11 protein-coding genes and 1 pseudogene are annotated in these 17,904 nt (G+C 60.2%); 3 read left to right on the top strand and 9 right to left on the bottom strand.

What is annotated here, in order from left to right; translation table 11 throughout:
* Nucleotides 1–16: 16 nt before the first annotated feature.
* Entirely contained in the window at nucleotides 17–1,036 is a 1,020-nt protein-coding gene (gene aruF / locus PspCFBP13528_RS26815; RefSeq protein ID WP_065950562.1) for an arginine/ornithine succinyltransferase subunit alpha, read from the bottom strand.
* Between the two features lie 199 nt (nucleotides 1,037–1,235).
* Nucleotides 1,236–2,456 carry an aspartate aminotransferase family protein gene (locus PspCFBP13528_RS26810; RefSeq protein WP_065950563.1) on the bottom strand — a complete coding sequence of 407 codons (1,221 nt, stop codon included), beginning with the start codon at nucleotides 2,454–2,456 and terminating at the stop codon, nucleotides 1,236–1,238.
* 295 nt (nucleotides 2,457–2,751) lie between these two features.
* Between PspCFBP13528_RS26810 and PspCFBP13528_RS26805 the strand changes: the two genes are divergently transcribed.
* Entirely contained in the window at nucleotides 2,752–8,637 is a 5,886-nt protein-coding gene (locus tag PspCFBP13528_RS26805) for a DUF6543 domain-containing protein (RefSeq protein WP_137201865.1), read from the top strand.
* A gap of 8 nt (nucleotides 8,638–8,645) precedes the next feature.
* Here the strand turns inward: PspCFBP13528_RS26805 and argR are convergent, their stop codons facing one another.
* The 7 genes from argR to acs form a co-directional block, all read right to left on the bottom strand.
* Nucleotides 8,646–9,626, bottom strand: coding sequence for a transcriptional regulator ArgR (argR, locus tag PspCFBP13528_RS26800; protein ID WP_065950565.1), 981 nt, complete (start codon nucleotides 9,624–9,626; stop codon nucleotides 8,646–8,648).
* A 143-nt stretch (nucleotides 9,627–9,769) separates the two neighbouring features.
* Nucleotides 9,770–10,534: an ATP-binding cassette domain-containing protein gene (locus tag PspCFBP13528_RS26795; RefSeq protein WP_003214336.1), complete on the bottom strand. Its 765-nt coding sequence runs from the start codon at nucleotides 10,532–10,534 to the stop codon at nucleotides 9,770–9,772.
* 27 nt (nucleotides 10,535–10,561) lie between these two features.
* On the bottom strand, nucleotides 10,562–11,674 hold the full coding sequence (locus PspCFBP13528_RS26790) for a succinylglutamate desuccinylase/aspartoacylase family protein (RefSeq protein WP_065950567.1): 1,113 nt from the start codon (nucleotides 11,672–11,674) through the stop codon (nucleotides 10,562–10,564).
* 1 nt (nucleotide 11,675) lies between these two features.
* The gene (locus tag PspCFBP13528_RS26785) at nucleotides 11,676–12,374 is read right to left on the bottom strand and encodes an ABC transporter permease (RefSeq protein WP_065950568.1); all 699 of its coding nucleotides are present in this window, start codon (nucleotides 12,372–12,374) and stop codon (nucleotides 11,676–11,678) included.
* Entirely contained in the window at nucleotides 12,371–13,060 is a 690-nt protein-coding gene (locus PspCFBP13528_RS26780) for an ABC transporter permease (RefSeq protein WP_032886746.1), read from the bottom strand. Before PspCFBP13528_RS26780 ends, PspCFBP13528_RS26785 begins: the two co-directional genes overlap by 4 nt.
* A 92-nt stretch (nucleotides 13,061–13,152) precedes the next feature.
* Entirely contained in the window at nucleotides 13,153–13,938 is a 786-nt protein-coding gene (locus tag PspCFBP13528_RS26775; protein WP_065950569.1) for an ABC transporter substrate-binding protein, read from the bottom strand.
* 635 nt (nucleotides 13,939–14,573) lie between these two features.
* Nucleotides 14,574–16,529, bottom strand: coding sequence for an acetate--CoA ligase (gene acs / locus PspCFBP13528_RS26770; protein WP_065892695.1), 1,956 nt, complete (start codon nucleotides 16,527–16,529; stop codon nucleotides 14,574–14,576).
* Nucleotides 16,530–16,929: 400 nt separating this feature from the next.
* On the opposite strand from acs, the gene PspCFBP13528_RS26765 reads away from it, so the two are divergent.
* Both PspCFBP13528_RS26765 and PspCFBP13528_RS26760 read left to right on the top strand, forming a co-directional pair.
* A complete protein-coding gene (locus tag PspCFBP13528_RS26765; RefSeq protein WP_065951034.1) occupies nucleotides 16,930–17,199 on the top strand; it encodes a DUF2790 domain-containing protein in 270 nt (89 codons plus the stop codon).
* A 557-nt stretch (nucleotides 17,200–17,756) separates the two neighbouring features.
* Nucleotides 17,757–17,904, top strand: a pseudogene (locus PspCFBP13528_RS26760) (ribonucleotide-diphosphate reductase subunit beta); the annotation flags it as partial.

Raw genomic sequence — 17,904 nt, 5'->3', positions numbered from 1 at the left:
CCGCGAAACTCTCTTTTTAAACCGCAACCAGACGCACACTCGCGCCTTCGCCCACGCCCAGGGCTTCGGCTGCCGCCAGGTCCAGGGTCACCGGCTTGCCCGGCGCGTAATCCAGCTCCAGCATCACCGCACGGTAATCCTGCAACTGCGCGTTGCTCACCAGGTACTGGCGACCGACGCCCCTTACCATCTCGCCGATTTTCACCGGTACCACGCGGCTCTGGGCAATCGAGCGAATACCCGACACCCGTGCATGCAGCGTCGGGCCGCCGTCGAAGATGTCGATGTAGTGATCCGTCTCGAAGCCTTCGCGCATCAGGATGTCGAAGGTGATCTGCGCTCGCGGGTGCACCTGGCCCATGGCTTCCTGGGCTGCGTCCGGCAGCAGCGGCACATAGATCGGGTAATGCGGCATCAGCTCGGCGAGGAAGGTGCGGCTTTTCAGCCCGCACAGACGCTCGGCGGCGGCGTAATTGAGGTCGAAGAAGTTGCGGCCGATGGCATCCCAGAACGGCGAATCACCGTTTTCGTCGCTGTAGCCGACGATCTCGGTCACCACCGAATCGGCAAAGCGTTCGGGGTGGCTGGCGACGAACAACAGGCGGCCCCGGGAATTGAGTTCCGACCACGGCGAACCGACCAGTGCAGGCTTCACGTAGAAACTGGTGAGCAGGCTATTGCCGGTGAGGTCGTGGCACTGGGAAAGCACGTGGATCTTGTTGTGGATCTTCAGCTCGCGGGAGGCGTGCACAAAGGTTTCGTTACGAAAACTGTAGAACGGCTCGGAGTAGCCGGCTGAAGCAACGATGGCCGAACAGCCGGCGAGCTTGCCGGTGTCGGTGTCTTCGAGCACGAAGAAATAGCTTTCTTCACCGTTGAAACTCACTTCGGCCGCGAACGAGGCTTCACTGGCGGCGATCTTGTCGCTCAGGCGTTCCACATCATCCGGCAAGGAAGTGACACCAATCGGGCTGTCCGCAGCCAGACGCTGTACCTCGCCCAGGTCAGCCATTTGCGCGGGGCGCATCACCAGCATGGTGTCACTCCTTAACTCGAAAAACTCATAGAGGGAAAAATACCGGGCACGGGATCTGAGTTCACACAGATCCAATGTGGGAGGGGGCTTGCCCCCGATAGCAGTTTGTCAGTTGATAAATCAGGTGACTGATCCACCGCCATCGGGGGCAAGCCCCCGCCCACATTTGATCCGGTCCGGCCTGCTAAATGTGTCGCTATCAGGCGTGCGTCAACGTCTTCACAGCACGTTCAAAACGATCCAGCCCTTCCGTGATGTCCGCCTCTTCCACCACCAGGCTTGGCGCAAAACGCACCACGTCCGGGCCGGCTTGCAGGATCATCAGGTTTTCTTTCTCGGCGGCGTTGAACACGTCCTTGGCCTTGCCTTTGAACGCATCGCTGAGCACACAACCGATCAGCAAGCCCATGCCGCGCACTTGCGTAAAGATGCCGTATTGCGTGCCGATCTGCTCCAGGCGCGTCTTGAACAGCGCGTGCCTGGCATTCACGCCGGCCAGCACTTCGGGGGTGTTGATCACGTCGATCACGGCTCCAGCCACCGCGCACGCCAGCGGGTTACCGCCATAGGTGGTGCCGTGGGTGCCGGCCACCAGGTGCTTGGCCAGATCTTCCCGGGTAAGCATTGCGGCAATCGGGAAACCGCCGCCCAGGCTCTTGGCGCTGGTGAGGATGTCTGGCGTCACGCCGTAATGCTGGTAGGCAAACAGGTGACCGGTACGGCCCATGCCGGTTTGCACTTCGTCAAATACCAACAGCGCGTCGTGGGCATCGCACAGTTCGCGGGCGCCTTGCAGGTAAGCCAGTTCGGCCGGCAATACACCGCCTTCACCCTGGATCGGCTCCAGCACCACAGCGCAAGTCTTGTCCGACACAGCGGCCTTCAGTGCAGCCAGGTCGTTATAAGGCACATGGGTGATGCCGGTGATTTTAGGCCCGAAACCATCGGAGTACTTGGACTGGCCACCGACGGTGACGGTGAACAGCGTACGGCCGTGGAAACTGTTCAGCGCGGCAATGATCTCGTACTTCTCGCTGCCGAAACGGTCGAACGCAACGCGACGGGCCAGCTTGAAGGCGGCCTCGTTGGCTTCGGCGCCGGAGTTGCAGAAGAACACGCGCTCGGCAAACGTGGCGTCGATCAGCTTATGCGCCAGACGCAGCGCCGGCTCATTGGTGAACACGTTGGAGACATGCCACAGCGTGTTGGCCTGTTCGGTCAGTGCACCGACCAGCGCCGGGTGCGCATGGCCCAATACGTTAACCGCGATGCCGCCGGCAAAGTCGATCAGCTCGCGACCGGCCTGGTCCCAAACGCGCGAACCTGCGCCACGCACGGGGATAAAGGCGGCAGGCGCGTAGGTAGGCACCATCACCTGGTCGAAATCGGCACGTTGCACCGGGGCTTGCTCAACGGACATCGGAGTCTCCTGAAGAGGAACGCCTGCCTGGAACTGGCGGGCGATGCAGGGATTGTAAGGACAGTTTTGAGCGCCACCTTGTCGCCAAGCGACAACTTCTTATAGCGCCAACCCCGGTTTTACACGGGTTTACGGCAATGCGACATATTGCGTCGCAATGGCGCAGTTTAAACGCTGCCGCAGTTTTGCGTCAGGGGCCGCCGGTGAAAGGGCTGTGCCCCCTAACTATCTAAAGCCTCCTGCGCGCAACCGACGGGTTTACTGCAAGCCTTCATGACTTGTACGGACCCGCTTCATGACCAACATCGATCTCTCGGATGCCAGCCTGCCTGACAGCCACTACCAACTGCTGACCAGCGCCCTGCCCGCCTGGCTCGGCAATGCCTCTGCCAGCAAACGCCAGGCGCTTGCCAAAACCCAGCCCCGCCCGCTGCCGGGCAGCGTCGAGCAGCGGGCGGCGCTCAAGCGGCTTACCGGCGCCCACTGGGATGCACAAAACAGTGTGGACCGGGCATTGCAACACCTGCAGGACGTCAAGACCTTTGCCACCCCGATCCTCGAGCAGGCACTGAAAGCCGAGTTCGGCCTGCAACTGGATGTCGACGCCACCTTTGTGCGTCTGTATATCCCCGACCGCATCCCATGGTTCTCGATACACTCCGGCGCAACGCGAACCTGGACGGTCTCGCTGCTCGACGCCGCCCTGCATAACTTCGAACACAAAGAAACGCTGGCGGACGCCTACGAGCCGGCCTCGACCTTTATCACGCGCCCCTCAGCCAGCGGGCAATTCGACACCCTGCCGCCAATCAAGCGCGTGATGTCAATCTCGGCGTTTACCAGCCTGTGCCGTGACCTGGATATCGGTGCCCTCTACGCCCGCTACCTGAACGAGGCGCTGGGGATGTCCAACCCGGTGGCCGCCGCAGTACTGCGCCTGAAGGTCGACGCCAGCCACAAAGCCGCCCTGCAGGTCGCGCTGCAACTGGCACGTATCCAGGGAGACATCAGCGAGGACTTCGGCACCGTGATCGAAGGGCTGATCGCGGGCACATCCCACCTCAGGCTCGATGGCCAGCCGTTGCTCTGTCACGATTTCAGGCTGATGGAAATTCCGCTCACGGGGATCCAATTGTTTGCCCCCGACCTGGAAACGCCCCGGTCGGCCCAGCGCCTGGTGGCATACATTCCAGATGATCCACAGCACCCACTCAAGGAATATGCCTCGTCGCGGGCCTTCATGCAGGAACTGATACGACAACTGCGTGATCGCGACTATCAAACCTTCTTCAGCCGCTTCGTGCCCCACGCCAATCGAGGGGTATTTTTTTCCGGCCTGGACCAGCGCCTGGCGCGCATTACCTGGCATCCCACCGTCAAGGGCAGCAGCGAGGCCCCCTGGCGCCGTAAACCGACCGACAACCCCACACTGCAGTTTGACGCAGTGCCGATCACGGGCGATCCCTGGTTGCATCTGTATCAGCGAAAGCTCGACAAGATACTCAACGATGCTCGCACCCTTGCCGTTTCCACCGCCAGTGTCGATCGCGAGGCACGCTGGCGACTTTGGGACTCCTTCGTCGATGTTGCATCCTCGATCCTCAACGCGGCATTGATGGTGGTAGCCCCCTTTGTCCCGGGGCTGGGCGAGTTGATGCTTGGCTACATGGCCTATCAACTGCTCGATGATGTGTTCGAAGGGATCGTCGACTGGGCCGAGGGCCAGGGCAAAGAAGCCTTCGGTCATCTCATGAGCGTGCTGGAGTCCCTGCTGCAATTGGGCGCATTTGCCGCGGGCAGCAAGATTGGTGTGCCCCTGTTGCGCAAGGCGTTACCCAAGGACGTACTCGCCTATATCGACACATTCAAACCCGTCAGCCTGGCCAATAATGCCAAGCGTTACTGGAAACCGGACCTGACGCCCTACGAGCATCCTGCATCGCTACCACCGCGCCTGGGTATCAACGATCTGGGCCTGCACGAGACACGCGGGGAGACAATCCTGGCGCTGGAAAACAAACTGTACAGCGTGGAAAAAGCCCCGGACAGCGAGCTATACCAGATCAAACACCCCAGCCGCGCCGACGCCTATCGCCCGATCGTGCGACACAACCGCGCCGGCGCGTGGCACACCGAACTCGAACAACCCTTGCAGTGGGACAAACCCACGCTGCTGCGCAGGCTAGGCCATAGCGTCCAGGGCTTGAGCGAGGCGGACCGAGAATTGGCTCTGCATATCAGCGGTACGGATGAACACGTCGTACGCAAAATGCATGTCAACAGCGAACGTCCGTCACCGCTGCTGGACGATACCTTGAGCCGCCTGCGCATCGACCGCGACATCCAACGGCTCATCGAACAGCTGCGCAGTGAGGACCCGACGGTGTATCACCAGATTGATCCTCAAGACACCTTGCAGCTATTGACCACCCACGGCTCGTGGCCGCCCACCAAAGCCTTGCGCATCGTCAACGACAAGGGTCAGACCGCCTGGGAATTCGGGGACAAGCGCATGCCGGTGGTTCAGGTCTACGAATCCCAGCTGGACAATGGAGACTTGCTGAAAACGGTCTTGCGCGGCCTGACCACCGAAGAGATCCGCACGCAGTTCGGTGAGCGCGCCAGCGACCCGGAACTGAGCCTGGAACGCCGCGCCCACCTGCTGCGCCATAAGCTGGCGGATATTGCCAATCACCAGCGCAGCGCGTTGTTCGAATCGCGGTATGCGCCGCTGCAAACCGCTACCGAGCCGCTTACCCAGCAATTGCTCAGCACCACGCCCGGGTTGCCGGCGAGCGTGGCGCAGACCCTCGTGAGCGAGGCGAGCGGCGCAGAGCTTGAAGCGCTGCATGAGCGCAACACGCCGCCGCGCCTGGCCGAACTGGCACGCGCCGCGTGGAATGAAGTCAAGGTCAACCGTGCCTATGAGGGGCTGCACCTGAAGGCGCCGGGGTCGGTGGACACCGATCGGCTGGCACTCAACTCCCTGCGCACACTGCAGGGGTGGTCGGGCGAGGTACAGCTCGAGGCCCGTCACGATTCACTGACCGGGCCAACCTGGCTGCGGATCGGCCCGGTTGACGCGCCCATCCATCGCACGTTGGTGCGCACCGAAGCGGGTCGCTACCAGCCCTACGATGAACAGGGCGCCCTCGGCAGCGAGACTGACCTGTACTCAGCCATTTTAAGTGCCCTGCCCGACAAGCAGCGCGATCAACTCGACCTGGGCCTTCACCAGGGCGCACAACTCAAGCAGCGTCTACGGCAGGCGCCACTGCCACGCAACGAACTACGCGCATTGCTTACCCCCCACAATGAGCCCGGACAGGCCATTGAAACCCTGCGCCTGTTAGGCGCCGACAACGGCTATCACGCCCAGGCGCCCGCGCCCCTGGGCGCTGCAAACCTGCATCAACGCGCGCGCAACCTGTACCCCGCACTTGCCGAACATCAATTGACCACCCTGCTGAACCATTTGCAGTCCCAGCCTGGCGGTGCACTTGCCGGCCTGGAAGCGCTGGACATCGAATACCACCAACTGGAACGCGACCTGACTAGCTGGCAACGCAACATTCCCTCTCAGAACCCCGGGAACGGCTCTGTACTCAGCTTGCGGCAGCGCGAGTACGAAAAACGCAATCGCGAGCTCATGGCCCGCGAACTCAGACGCTGCTGGCGCAGGGAATTGCCCATCGATGATTACTTCGAAGACCCGACCCTCGACGGTTACCGGCTGAACCTGAATACCCCTATTCGCGGCGAATTGCCCCGGCTGTCCGCCAACTTCGATCACGTATCGATGCTGACCCTGTCGGGCAGCGACCACACGCTGGGGGCACCCGCGTTCCTCGGCTACTTTGCGCGGCTGCGTCATTTGGCCGTTGAAAGTCTGCCCTTGGGCGACGTGCCACCGGCTGTATTGCAGATGGGCAACTTGAAACTACTGCGCCTGAGCGACTGCGCAATCAGCCTGACGCCGCTCAGTCAGACCCGGCTCGCCTCGATGACCCAACTGCAAACCCTGGACCTGTATAAAAACCCCTTGGGCCGCGTACCCAGCGTGGAGGCCATGACCGAACTGCACACCCTGGACCTGTCCGACACCGGCATCGATAGCCTCCCCCCTGGTCTGCTCACCCGCAATAATCTGGATGCGGCCTTTCTCAGTGGCAACCGGATCAAAGAACTGCCCGCGACACTGTTCGCTCTGCCAGCGGGTAAAAGCGTGGCCTTCGACCTGTCTCGCAACCCGCTGTCATCGGCCACCCTTGAGCGCGTCAAAGCCTACTACCAGCAGCACGGAGATTACTGGGAGGCCACTGCTCCCGACGTGGATGTGCACGATGCAAAACGGCTGTACCCCTCCCTGGACGACAACCAAATCAACCGGCTCATCTACAGCCTGCCGGGCGATCTGGAAGCAGGCAGGCGCGAGCTGGCACGCTTGGCCGGTGAATTGGACACCTTGCAGCTCGAGCTCAACCACTGGTCACAGCAATCCCCGGCACCGTCAGTGGAAGGCAACCGGCGAAACGCACTCAAGGTGCTGCTCGAAAAAAGCTGGCGCCGGGAATTGCCCCAAGACACTCAAGTTGTCCACACCCTGGACATCCCTCAGTCTCTCGCGGGCGAAGTGCCCACCCTCAGTGCGCGTTTCAAACATATTGGCTCACTGACGATCAAAGGCAGCGGTAGCCCGATGGGGTCAACCGCCTTTATCGACAGCTTTCCGGCCCTGACGATCCTCGACATCGAAAACGTCTTGCTCGAGGATATCCCTCCCTCGGTGATCAACCTGCCAGGACTGGAAATACTGGGGCTGCCACGCTGCTCAATCGCGCTGAACCGCGCCAGTCTGGAGGGATTGCACGGCATGAGCAGCCTCAAGTACTTGAACCTGGACCATAACCCCCTGGGACAAGTCCCGGACTTCAGTCGCCTGCCCGGCTTGAGCCATATCTCACTGAAAGACACCGGACTAATGGAGATACCGCTTGAGCTGCTGGGCAACCCACCACGCCAGACGGTGAACTTGAGCGAAAACGCCATTGAACAACTGCCCGCCGAACTGTTCGCGTTGCCGAGCTCGCTCACCAGCCCACTGGACCTTTCCGCCAACCCGTTGACGCCCCCGACCCTGGACTTGATCAAAACCTACTGCCAGCGCACCGGCGAGAGCTTCGCCGCCCAGGCCTCCGCAGAGCAACGCCTGCGTACGCAACAGCTATACCCCACATTCCTGGAAGCTGAGGCAGACCGTTTTATCTTCCGCCTGCCCGGCGATATGGCAGCGGTGGACCCGACTTTGACGCGCCTGGAAGCCGAATACGAACAACTGGGTAACGACCTGCAACTGTGGGTGCAGGCTGTGCCGGATCGACACCCGATCCTGGATGTGCCCCTTGACGAGCAAACCCGTGCCCTGGACCAGCTGTCGAGACAGAACTTCAAGACGTTGCTGGAACAAGCCTGGCGACGCGAAAGCGCCCTGGACGAAGAGAGCCTGGGCGATGAACCGAGCCACATGGTGCATACGGACACACCGATATTGGGCGACTTGCCGCAGTTGAACGCCAACTTCAACCACGTGACCTCGTTCGAGTTGATCGGTAACGGCACCACAACTGGCGTCGACGGCACATTGCGCAGTTTCAAGCACCTGCAATCACTGACACTCACCAAGTGCTCGCTGGGCACACTGCCTGAGTCGATCCAGTACATGCCCAAGCTGTCCACCCTGGCAATGGAAGAGTGCGCAATCCGCTTGACACCCGACACCCGAGGAGCGCTGGCGCATTTGAACCAGCTGGACTTCCTTGACTTGAGCAACAACCCTTTGGGCCTCGCCCCTGACATCAGTTCGCTGCACCAACTAGCCTCGCTTCACCTGAGAAATGCAGCACTGAGCGAAGCCCCTGAAGGCGTGTTCCGGGTGGATGGGCTGCACACGCTGGATTTGAGCAACAACGGAATCCGCGAGATACCGGCGGACTTGCTGGACAGTCGAACCGTGTTCAACCAGGACTGCGACCTGAGCCTTAACCCGCTATCGCCAGCAAGCCTGGCACGCCTGCGCCAGTATTACCAACGCACAGGCATTGACTTCCAGGTTGCGGCCGCCACCGTGGATGCTCAAGGCACACCACTGGTGGTGGCTCATCCTGAACCGGAAGAAGACTGACGGGTTGATCAGCCGCGCTCGGACGGCACCGAAGACAGTTCAAAGGGGCTGCTGCTGCGCCGTTGATTGCGATCTTCACGAGGGGTTGCGCCGAAGAAGTTGCGGTAGGCGCTGGAGAAATGCGGCCCCGAGGAGAAGCCGCACGACAAGCCGATCTGGATGATCGACTTGCTGGTTTGCATCAACATCTGGCGGGCTTTGTTCAGGCGCAGCTCCAGGTAGTACTGGCTGGGGACGCGGTTGAGGTATTGCTTGAAGATCCGTTCCAGTTGTCGTCGCGACACGCAGACATGCTGGGCGATTTCGTCCGTGGTCAACGGCTCTTCGATGTTGGCTTCCATCAACAAAACCGCCTGGGTCAGCTTCGGATGGCTGGAGCCCAGGCGGTTTTGCAGCGGGATGCGCTGGCGCTCGCCACCTTCGCGGATGCGCTCCACCACCAGCTCTTCCGAGACCGCACCAGCCAGCTCGGCACCGTGGTCACGGGCCAGCACTGCCAGCAGCAGGTCGAGTACCGACATGCCACCGCAGGCGGTCAGGCGATCACGGTCCCAGTCAAACAGATGGCTGGTGGCGATGACCTTGGGGAAGCGTTCGGCAAAATCATCCTGCCAGCGCCAATGCACGGCAGCGCGGTAGCCATCCAACAGGCCAAGCTGGGCCAGCGGGTACACTCCGGCGGACAGACCACCGATCACACACCCCGCCCGGACAAGCTGCTTGAGCGCGGTACTGAGCTGGGAAGCGATCACAGTGGGCGGCTCATCCGCCAACAGGAACAGCTTCTGAAAACCTTCGAGCTTGCCGGCCCACGGCTCGCCCGGCAGTTGCCAGGCGCCTTCGGCGGCAGGTTCGGCGAGCAGGAATGACAACTCGTAGACCACCTCCGGATGCACCCGCTGAGCAACGCGCAAGGCCTCCTCAGCCAGCGCAAGCGTGAGTGCTTTTGTGCTGGGCCAAATCAGGAAACCAATTTTATGGGCGGTCATGGAGTGCTATCCGGAACGAAAACAGTAATGAAGACAGAGGCCAATGCTAGCCGGTAAACCAACACAAATCTCAAAAACAATGGCGATCAAATGTGGGAGGGGGCAAGCCCCCTCCCACATAAAGCAGCTCCAACAGGAAAGGACTATTTCAAGCTGCCGGAGAGGAACTGCTGAAGGCGCTCGGACTGCGGGTTCACCAGCACTTCGCGAGGATTACCACGCTCTTCGACAATGCCTTTGTGCAAAAACACCAACTGGTTCGACACTTCACGGGCAAAGCCCATTTCATGGGTCACCACCACCATGGTGCGGCCTTCCTGGGCCAGGTCCTGCATCACTTTGAGCACTTCACCGACCAACTCAGGGTCGAGCGCCGACGTCGGTTCGTCGAACAGCATCACCTCCGGCTCCATCGCCAGGGCACGGGCAATCGCCACGCGCTGCTGCTCGCCACCGGACATATGGCCTGGGAAGGCATCCTTACGATGACCCACACCGACCTTGGCCAGGTAATGCTCGGCTTTTTCACGCGCGTCTTTCTTCGACATGCCCAACACATGCACCGGGGCTTCCATCACGTTTTCAAGCGCAGTCATGTGCGACCACAGGTTGAAATGCTGGAACACCATGGACAGGCGCGAACGCATGCGCTGCAGTTGTTTAGGGTCGGCAGCCTTCATGGCGCCGTCTTTGTTGGCGACCAGTTTCAGCTCTTCGTTATTGAGCAGGATCTTGCCGGCGTGGGGCTGCTCCAGCAAGTTGATGCAGCGCAAAAAGGTACTTTTGCCCGAGCCACTGGAGCCGATGATGCTGATCACATCACCGGCTGCGGCGGCCAGGGACACGCCTTTGAGCACTTCATGACTGCCATAGCGTTTATGCAGGTCTTGGACTTCAAGCTTGTACATGCGGTCGGTTCTCACAAAAACAGGTGGTCAGTCGTTGAGCAAGCGCCCGTGACGCAGCGCTTCGCGCCCCGCCACCTTGGCCAGCCAGAAACCCGCTTGGGCATAACGCAGCCGTTCAACGGCAAACAACACCCCGGACGTACCCGCGCAAACAATGCTCACGTGGTCTGCCAGGGGATCAATCACTTCAAAAATGGGTTCGCCCTGCTCGACCCAGTCACCGGCCTTACGCAGGTAACTGATCACTCCGGCGTGGGGGGCGAACAGCAATTCGGTGCCTTCGAACGGCATGCCTTCGCACGCTTCGTGTTGCGGTGCCGGCCATTCGCCCTTGATCAGGCCTTGTTCGGCAAGAAACGCCAGGATGCCTTCAGCGTGGAAGATCGCCTCATTGCGACCGGTGTCAGCCTGGCCGCCCAACTCCAGCGTCGTCGCCAGACAGGCCAGCGGAATCTGTGCGTCGGGAAACGTGCGCGACAGACGCAGCCACGGCAACGAACAGGCTTCATCGAACGAGCTGCCACCGGAATCTTCCGCGAGCAGGCCGACCTTCACATTCAAATGCGCCGACAGCGAACGCCACTGCGGCCAGTGCTGGGGCAGTGCGTACATGTGCAGTGCGGCCTCGGCGTCGCAATGCAGGTCGAGCACCACATCGGCGTTGCAGGCGTGGCTGAGCAGAATACGTTGCATGCCTTGCAACTGGCTGCTCGGCGCGGGCAAGGCACTGAGCACATCGCTCATGGCTTGGCGAATCATGCGCACGTTGGCGTGGGGGTCATCGCCCAATTTGCCTTTGAGCAGCTCGGTGACCGGCGCGCTCAACTCCACGAAATCACGGTTGAAATTCTTGCCGCTGCCCACCTCGAAACGGCCCTGGTGGCTGCCTTGCAGCAACTGGCCCAGGCCCATCGGGTTGGCCACCGGTACCAACTCGATCACGCCGTTAAGCGCGCCTTGCTGTTCCAGTTCGGTGAGGCGCTTTTTCAGCTCCCAGGCCGCGCGCATGCCGGGTAACTCATCGGCGTGCAGGCTGGCCTGGATATATGCCTTGCGCTCGCCACGGCCGAAACGAAACACGCTCAGCTGGCGTTCACAGCCCAGGTGGCCCCAGGGCAACAGGTGATCGATACGTTCCATATCAATGCTTCCGTGGAGCCAGGTAGCTCAGCCAGCGGCGTTCGGCCAACTTGAACAGGCGCACCAGGATGAACGTCAGGCACAGGTAGAACACGCCGGCGGTGATATAGGCTTCGAACGGCAGGTAGTACTGGGCGTTCACCGTGCGCGCGGCGCCGGTGATATCAATCAAGGTGACGATGGAGGCCAGGCTGGTGGTCTGCAGCATCATGATCACTTCGTTGCTGTACTGCGGCAGCGCGCGGCGCAGGGCCGACGGCAGCAGAATGCGGCGGTACAGCTTGTAGCGCGACATGCCCATGGCCTTGGCTGCTTCGATCTCGCCATTGGGCGTGGCCTTGAGGCTGCCGGCGATGATCTCGGCGGTGTAGGCGCTGGTGTTGATCGCAAACGCCAGGCACGCGCAGAAGGTGGCGCTGGACAGCAGCGGCCACAGGAAGCTTTCACGCACGGTTTCGAATTGGGCCAGCCCGTAGTAGATCAGGAACAGCTGCACCAGCATCGGCGTGCCGCGAATCACATAGGTGTACAGCCACGCCGCGCCATTGACGATTGGCTGCTTGGACACGCGCATCAGGCCCAGGGGCAAGGCGGCGAGCAGGCCGAAGAACAGCGCGATGGCGAGCAGTTTGAGGGTGGTCAGCAGGCCGCCAAGGTACAGCGGCATGGCCTCCCAGATGACGTTGTAGTCGAAGATCATAGATCAGCCGCCCTTACGCCTACCGAGTAGCGCTTCTCAAGATAACGCAGGGCAAGCAATGACACGCTGGTGATCACCAGGTACATCGCCGCCACGGCGAGGAAGAAGGTAAAAGGCTCACGGGTGGCATCGGCCGCCTGCTTGGCCTTGAACATCATGTCTTGCAGGCCCACCACCGAAATCAGCGCGGTGGCCTTGGTGAGCACCAGCCAGTTGTTGGTGAAACCGGGGATCGCCAGCCGAATCATCTGCGGCACCATCACCCGGAAAAACACCTGGAAGCTGCTCATGCCATACGCCAGGCCGGCTTCAGCCTGCCCCTTGGGAATAGCCATGAAGGCGCCACGAAACGTTTCCGACAGGTAGGCGCCAAAGATGAAACCCAGGGTGCCGATACCGGCGGCCAGGGGGTTCAGGTCGATATAGTCGTCGTAGCCGAGCATCGGCGCGACGCGGTTGAGCAGGTCCTGACCGCCGTAGAAAATCAGCAGGATCAGCACCAGGTCGGGGATCCCGCGGATCACCGTGGAGTACAAGTCACCCAGCCAGGCCAACCAGCGCACCGGCGACAGGCGTAAGGCGACCCCGATCAGACCCAGAACAATGGCCAGGGCCATTGACGACAAGGCGAGCTGAAGCGTCAACCATGCGCCATCGAGGATAACGGCCCCGTAGCCTTTCAACATGATTCAGGTCCTCGAAAAGGGGGATGAAAAAATGGCGCAAACTTCAGAGTGTTCTGTTGCTTGCGCCATTTCAGACAGACCGCCGCGACGATTTACTTGGCTTCTGGCCCGTAAATGTCGAAGTTGAAGTACTTGTCCTGGATTTTCTTGTACTCGCCGTTGGCACGGATCGCGGTGATAGCCGCGTTGATACGGTCCAGGTTTTCCTTGTCGCCTTTGCGTACCGCGATGCCTATGCCGTCGCCAAAGTATTTGGCGTCTGTGAAGGCCGGGCCGGTGAACGCGTAGCCTTTACCGGCTGGCGTGTCGAGGAAACCTTCCTGCAGCAGGGTAGCGTCAGCCACAGTGCCGTCGAGGCGACCGGCTTCCACATCCAGGTAGATTTCGTTCTGCGAGCTGTAAGGCACAACGGTGGCGCCTTTGGGAGCCAGGACTTCCTTGGCGAAGCGGTCGTGGATCGAACCGCGCTGCACACCGATCTTCTTGCCCTTGAGTTCATCCAGGCTATCGCTGACCGTGGTGCCTTCCTTCAACACCAGGCGCGCCGGGGTCAGGTAGTAGCGGTTGGTGAAGTCGACGGACTTCTTGCGGTCTTCAGTGATGGACATGGACGACAGGATCGCGTCGATCTTGCGCACCTTCAGTGCCGGGATCAGGCCGTCGAATTCCTGCTCGACCCAGGTGCACTTCACGTCCATCTGCTTGCACAGGGCGTTGCCGATGTCGTAGTCAAAGCCGACGATGCTGCCATCCGGCGCCTTCGAGGCAAACGGAGGGTAAGCTGCTTCAATACCAATCTTCAGTGGCTTGCCTTCGGCGAAAGCCTGCATGGACAGCACGGACAGCGCCAGGGCGCCCAACAGCACGAGTTTCTTCATCTTGGGACTCCATCGGTATAGGGCAAAACAGCAGTATGAGCCATGGCCCACGATGCGGCGAAGGTGAAACCGAATAGCGTTGCAGCGTCCTGCGCCAGAGAGTGCCAGCGACGACGAGCGAGTGATCGGCATTCTAACGACAGGCGGAAAGCCGATATTTCCTCAATGCGACAACAATTTACAGAAGCACCGAGAAAGCGGTTCCAGCCCATTGACAGCCTCTGGATTTTATGCAGAGGCAAAAGATATTAAACCAGCTAATGCTGCAAATTGCGGGCCTATTATTCGCAAACCCTTCTGGCACGGCAAGTGTGGCGTTTAATCTTATTTCCCGGGGTCTCTGAAACGCAGTTTTTCGAGACGCGGGCGTAGCTGTTTGCCTCATACCTGAGCGAAGGGTTACACATTTGCGCCCACCGGTAACATTCAGAAACGTCCTACTGCGTAAACCGATATTTATTGGCTTGCTGGTTATGCAGGCCTGTCAGACCACCCTCTGTACAGGACTTGAAATGCAATCCAAATGTGGGAGGGGGCTTGCCCCCTCCCACAAGGGGTCTTCATGGTTTGCAAAATCCCGTAAAAAAGCCCCACCCGGTCTGTACCGAATGGGGCTCTGTCCCACCTACTCCGCCTTACGCGACGTTCATGGTCTTGTGCGTCTCAATCAACTGCGCAACCACCCCCGGATCGGCCAGGGTGGAGATATCCCCCAACCCGTCATACTCGGCCGTGGCAATCTTGCGCAGAATCCGTCGCATGATTTTCCCCGAACGCGTCTTCGGCAAGCCCGGCGCCCACTGGATCACGTCCGGCGAAGCAATCGGGCCGATCTCTTTACGCACCCAGTTCTTCAACTCCAGGCGCAGCTGCTCGCTGGGCTCTTCGCCGCCGATCAAGGTGACATAGACATAAATGCCCTGCCCCTTGATGTCATGCGGCACACCCACCACCGCCGCTTCCGCGACTTTCGGGTGGGCGACCATGGCGCTTTCGATCTCGGCGGTGCCCATGCGGTGGCCGGACACATTGAGTACGTCGTCCACACGCCCGGTGATCCAGTAGTAACCGTCCTCGTCACGTCGCGCACCGTCACCGGTGAAGTACATGCCCCGGAAGGTCTTGAAGTAGGTATCGACGAAACGGTCATGGTCGCCGTACAGCGTACGCGCCTGGCCCGGCCACGAATCGAGGATCACCAGGTTGCCTTCGGCCGCGCCTTCGATCAGGTTGCCCAGGTTGTCCACCAGTGCCGGTACCACGCCAAAGAACGGACGCGCCGCCGAACCCGGCTTGAGCGCATGGGCACCCGGCAACGGGCTCATCATGTTGCCGCCGGTTTCGGTCTGCCACCAGGTGTCGACAATCGGGCAACGGGATTGGCCAACGTTCTTGTAGTACCAGTCCCAGGCTTCCGGGTTGATCGGTTCGCCCACCGAACCCAGCAGGCGCAGGCTGCTGCCGTCGGCGCCTTCGCAGGCGGCGGTGCCCGACGCCATCATCGCGCGGATCGCGGTCGGCGCGGTGTAGAGGACGTTGACCTTGTGCTTGTCGACGATCTTCGCCACCCGCGTGATATCCGGGTAGTTCGGCACGCCCTCGAACAGCAGCGTGGTCGCGCCATTAGCCAGCGGGCCGTAGACGATATAGGTGTGGCCGGTGACCCAGCCGACGTCGGCGGTGCACCAGTAGATTTCACCCGGGCGGTAGTCGAACACACGCTCATGGGTCAGGGCTGCATATAACAGATAGCCGCCGGTGGTGTGCTGCACGCCCTTGGGCTTGCCGGTGGAGCCGGAGGTGTAGAGGATGAACAGCGCTTCTTCGGCGCCCATCTCTTTGGGCGCGCACACGGTGCCCGCCACTTTCATCAGGTCTTCGTACCAGATGTCGCGATGCTGGTTCCACTTGATCGCGCCATTGGTGCGCTTGCACACGATGACCTTCTGGATGCTGCTGGTTTCCGGGTTGGTCAGCGCGTCATCGACGTTGGCCTTGAGCGGAATCTTCTTACCGGCGCGGATGCCTTCGTCAGCAGTGATAACGACTTTCGACTTACAGTCGATGATGCGACCGGCCAGGGCTTCCGGCGAGAAACCACCGAACACCACCGAATGAATCGCCCCGATGCGGGTACAGGCCAGCATGGCCACCACGGCTTCGGGGATCATCGGCATATAGATAGTCACCACGTCACCGCGGTGCACATCCTGGCCGCGCAGGGCGTTGGCAAACTTGCAGACTTGTTCATGCAGTTCGCGGTAGGTGATGTTGCGGCTCTCGGCAGGGTCATCGCCCTCCCAGATGATCGCGATCTGGTCGCCACGCTCGGCGAGGTGGCGGTCCAGGCAGTTGTAGGAAACGTTCAGGGTGCCATCGGCAAACCACTTGATGTCGACATGGTGATCGTCGAACGAAGTCTGCTTCACCGTGGTGAAAGGCTTGATCCAGTCGAGACGCTTGGCTTGCTCGCGCCAGAAACCATCGGGATTGACCACCGACTGCTGGTACATCGCCTTGTAGGTCGCCTCGTCGGTCAGCGTATTGGCTGCTACTTCGGGACGAACGGGGTACAGGGAAGCCGCACTCATCTTTCTTACCTCGGTGACAATAGTTGTTGTTGTATGGCCCCTGTTGTAGCCGGGGTAGGCCTATAGAACCATTCGACGATGGTAGTAACAAGACCCTACAAATTGCCCAGCTATGCCGGTATTCCGCTCTGGCCCGCGTCCTGCAGCGCTTCGCAGGCTGCTGAAAAAACCTTCATCGAGGGATTGTTACAAAAACCGTCAAAAGTGTTTATCAAAACCACGGGTATATGAATATAACCCGGGCGCCTAGAATCAACTCCGCCAACCAAGGCACTGTGATTAACACCGTAACAGCCCCCACGAAGGCAACGTTAATCCGAACTTCCCAACTTTCAAGTTACACACGCGGCCTCACAAGGGCCTCGTGACCCCTTTCGCCCTGAAGAAGGTAAATAGAGAAATGAAAGCTTTAGTAGTTTTGGCCCTCAGCAGCTTGTGCGCCACCGCCGCCCTGGCCGACGAGGCCCCGACCGAGCTGGCTGGCGCGAATGCGCCGATTGTTGAGGACTACACCTACAGCACTCACCTGGACGTCGCCAAAGTATTGTCCATGAGTGATATTGCGCAAGTGTGTGAAGTGGTACCGGTGAAGATGGAATATGAAGACTCGCAAGGTCAGCGTCATATTCTTAATTATCATGTGATGGGCAATGGTTGTTCTAACGGATAATCGGTTTTCAAGTTAAATGCTTAATTGCCGCAAGAAATCGCTCTTGCGGCCAAGGCCCGACCGCTGAAACACCACGATCAAAATGTGGGAGGGGGCTTGCTCCCGATAGCGTTAGCCGCCACACCCACCTTATAAAGCCCTGCCTGCGCCCCCCCTACCAAAACCCTCACACCGCCCGTCAAAAAAATCCAATCCCGGCAAAGCCTCGCAAACACACGCTTTGGCCGTAAACCAGGCTAATTTGGCGTCTCCAAGTGACCATCCGCCACAACACAAACACGATTTTTTCCCTATAATGCGCGGGTAAATCGGGCCTGCAATATCCCTTTACACAGGGATGAAGAGCCAGACCTGAGGCCTCCGCTGGAGCCTGCACCTGTCGCTCCGCACCTCAAGCCTCACGCAGTACCCGTTACGCAATTTCCGTTTATTTGCCTGCGCGAGCTGCTGCAACAAACGATTCCTTAAGATCCACCGCGGCCCTGGGGCCGTGTGAACACCCCACCATCCGGTTTCACACGGGCACCTTTGAGCCCTCACGCAGGAGACGACACGTCATGCTGAGCTGGGACGAATTCGACAAAGAAGAAGAAGGCGAAGTAGCCACCAAGGGCGCCAACGCCGGCCACGCCACCGAAGCCAACATGGACCGCCTCGACGGTGCCGGCGCTGCCGCCGCCATCGAAGCGCGCGCCGTCACCGCCA

The sequence above is a fragment of the Pseudomonas sp. CFBP13528 genome (assembly GCF_005233615.1).
Classification (GTDB): domain Bacteria; phylum Pseudomonadota; class Gammaproteobacteria; order Pseudomonadales; family Pseudomonadaceae; genus Aquipseudomonas; species Aquipseudomonas fluorescens_AM.
Note: the sequence above shows the minus strand (reverse complement) of the source record. Positions and strands in the feature narration are given on the sequence as shown.

Excerpts from the sequence above, each read along its gene's own strand:
- aruF (WP_065950562.1), bottom strand. The coding sequence starts at position 1,036 with ATGCTGGTGATGCGCCCCGCGCAAATGGCTGACCTGGGCGAGGTACAG.
- PspCFBP13528_RS26810 (WP_065950563.1), bottom strand. The coding sequence starts at position 2,456 with ATGTCCGTTGAGCAAGCCCCGGTGCAACGTGCCGATTTCGACCAGGTG.
- PspCFBP13528_RS26805 (WP_137201865.1), top strand. The coding sequence starts at position 2,752 with ATGACCAACATCGATCTCTCGGATGCCAGCCTGCCTGACAGCCACTAC.
- argR (WP_065950565.1), bottom strand. The coding sequence starts at position 9,626 with ATGACCGCCCATAAAATTGGTTTCCTGATTTGGCCCAGCACAAAAGCA.
- PspCFBP13528_RS26795 (WP_003214336.1), bottom strand. The coding sequence starts at position 10,534 with ATGTACAAGCTTGAAGTCCAAGACCTGCATAAACGCTATGGCAGTCAT.
- PspCFBP13528_RS26790 (WP_065950567.1), bottom strand. The coding sequence starts at position 11,674 with ATGGAACGTATCGATCACCTGTTGCCCTGGGGCCACCTGGGCTGTGAA.
- PspCFBP13528_RS26785 (WP_065950568.1), bottom strand. The coding sequence starts at position 12,374 with ATGATCTTCGACTACAACGTCATCTGGGAGGCCATGCCGCTGTACCTT.
- PspCFBP13528_RS26780 (WP_032886746.1), bottom strand. The coding sequence starts at position 13,060 with ATGTTGAAAGGCTACGGGGCCGTTATCCTCGATGGCGCATGGTTGACG.
- PspCFBP13528_RS26775 (WP_065950569.1), bottom strand. The coding sequence starts at position 13,938 with ATGAAGAAACTCGTGCTGTTGGGCGCCCTGGCGCTGTCCGTGCTGTCC.
- acs (WP_065892695.1), bottom strand. The coding sequence starts at position 16,529 with ATGAGTGCGGCTTCCCTGTACCCCGTTCGTCCCGAAGTAGCAGCCAAT.
- PspCFBP13528_RS26765 (WP_065951034.1), top strand. The coding sequence starts at position 16,930 with ATGAAAGCTTTAGTAGTTTTGGCCCTCAGCAGCTTGTGCGCCACCGCC.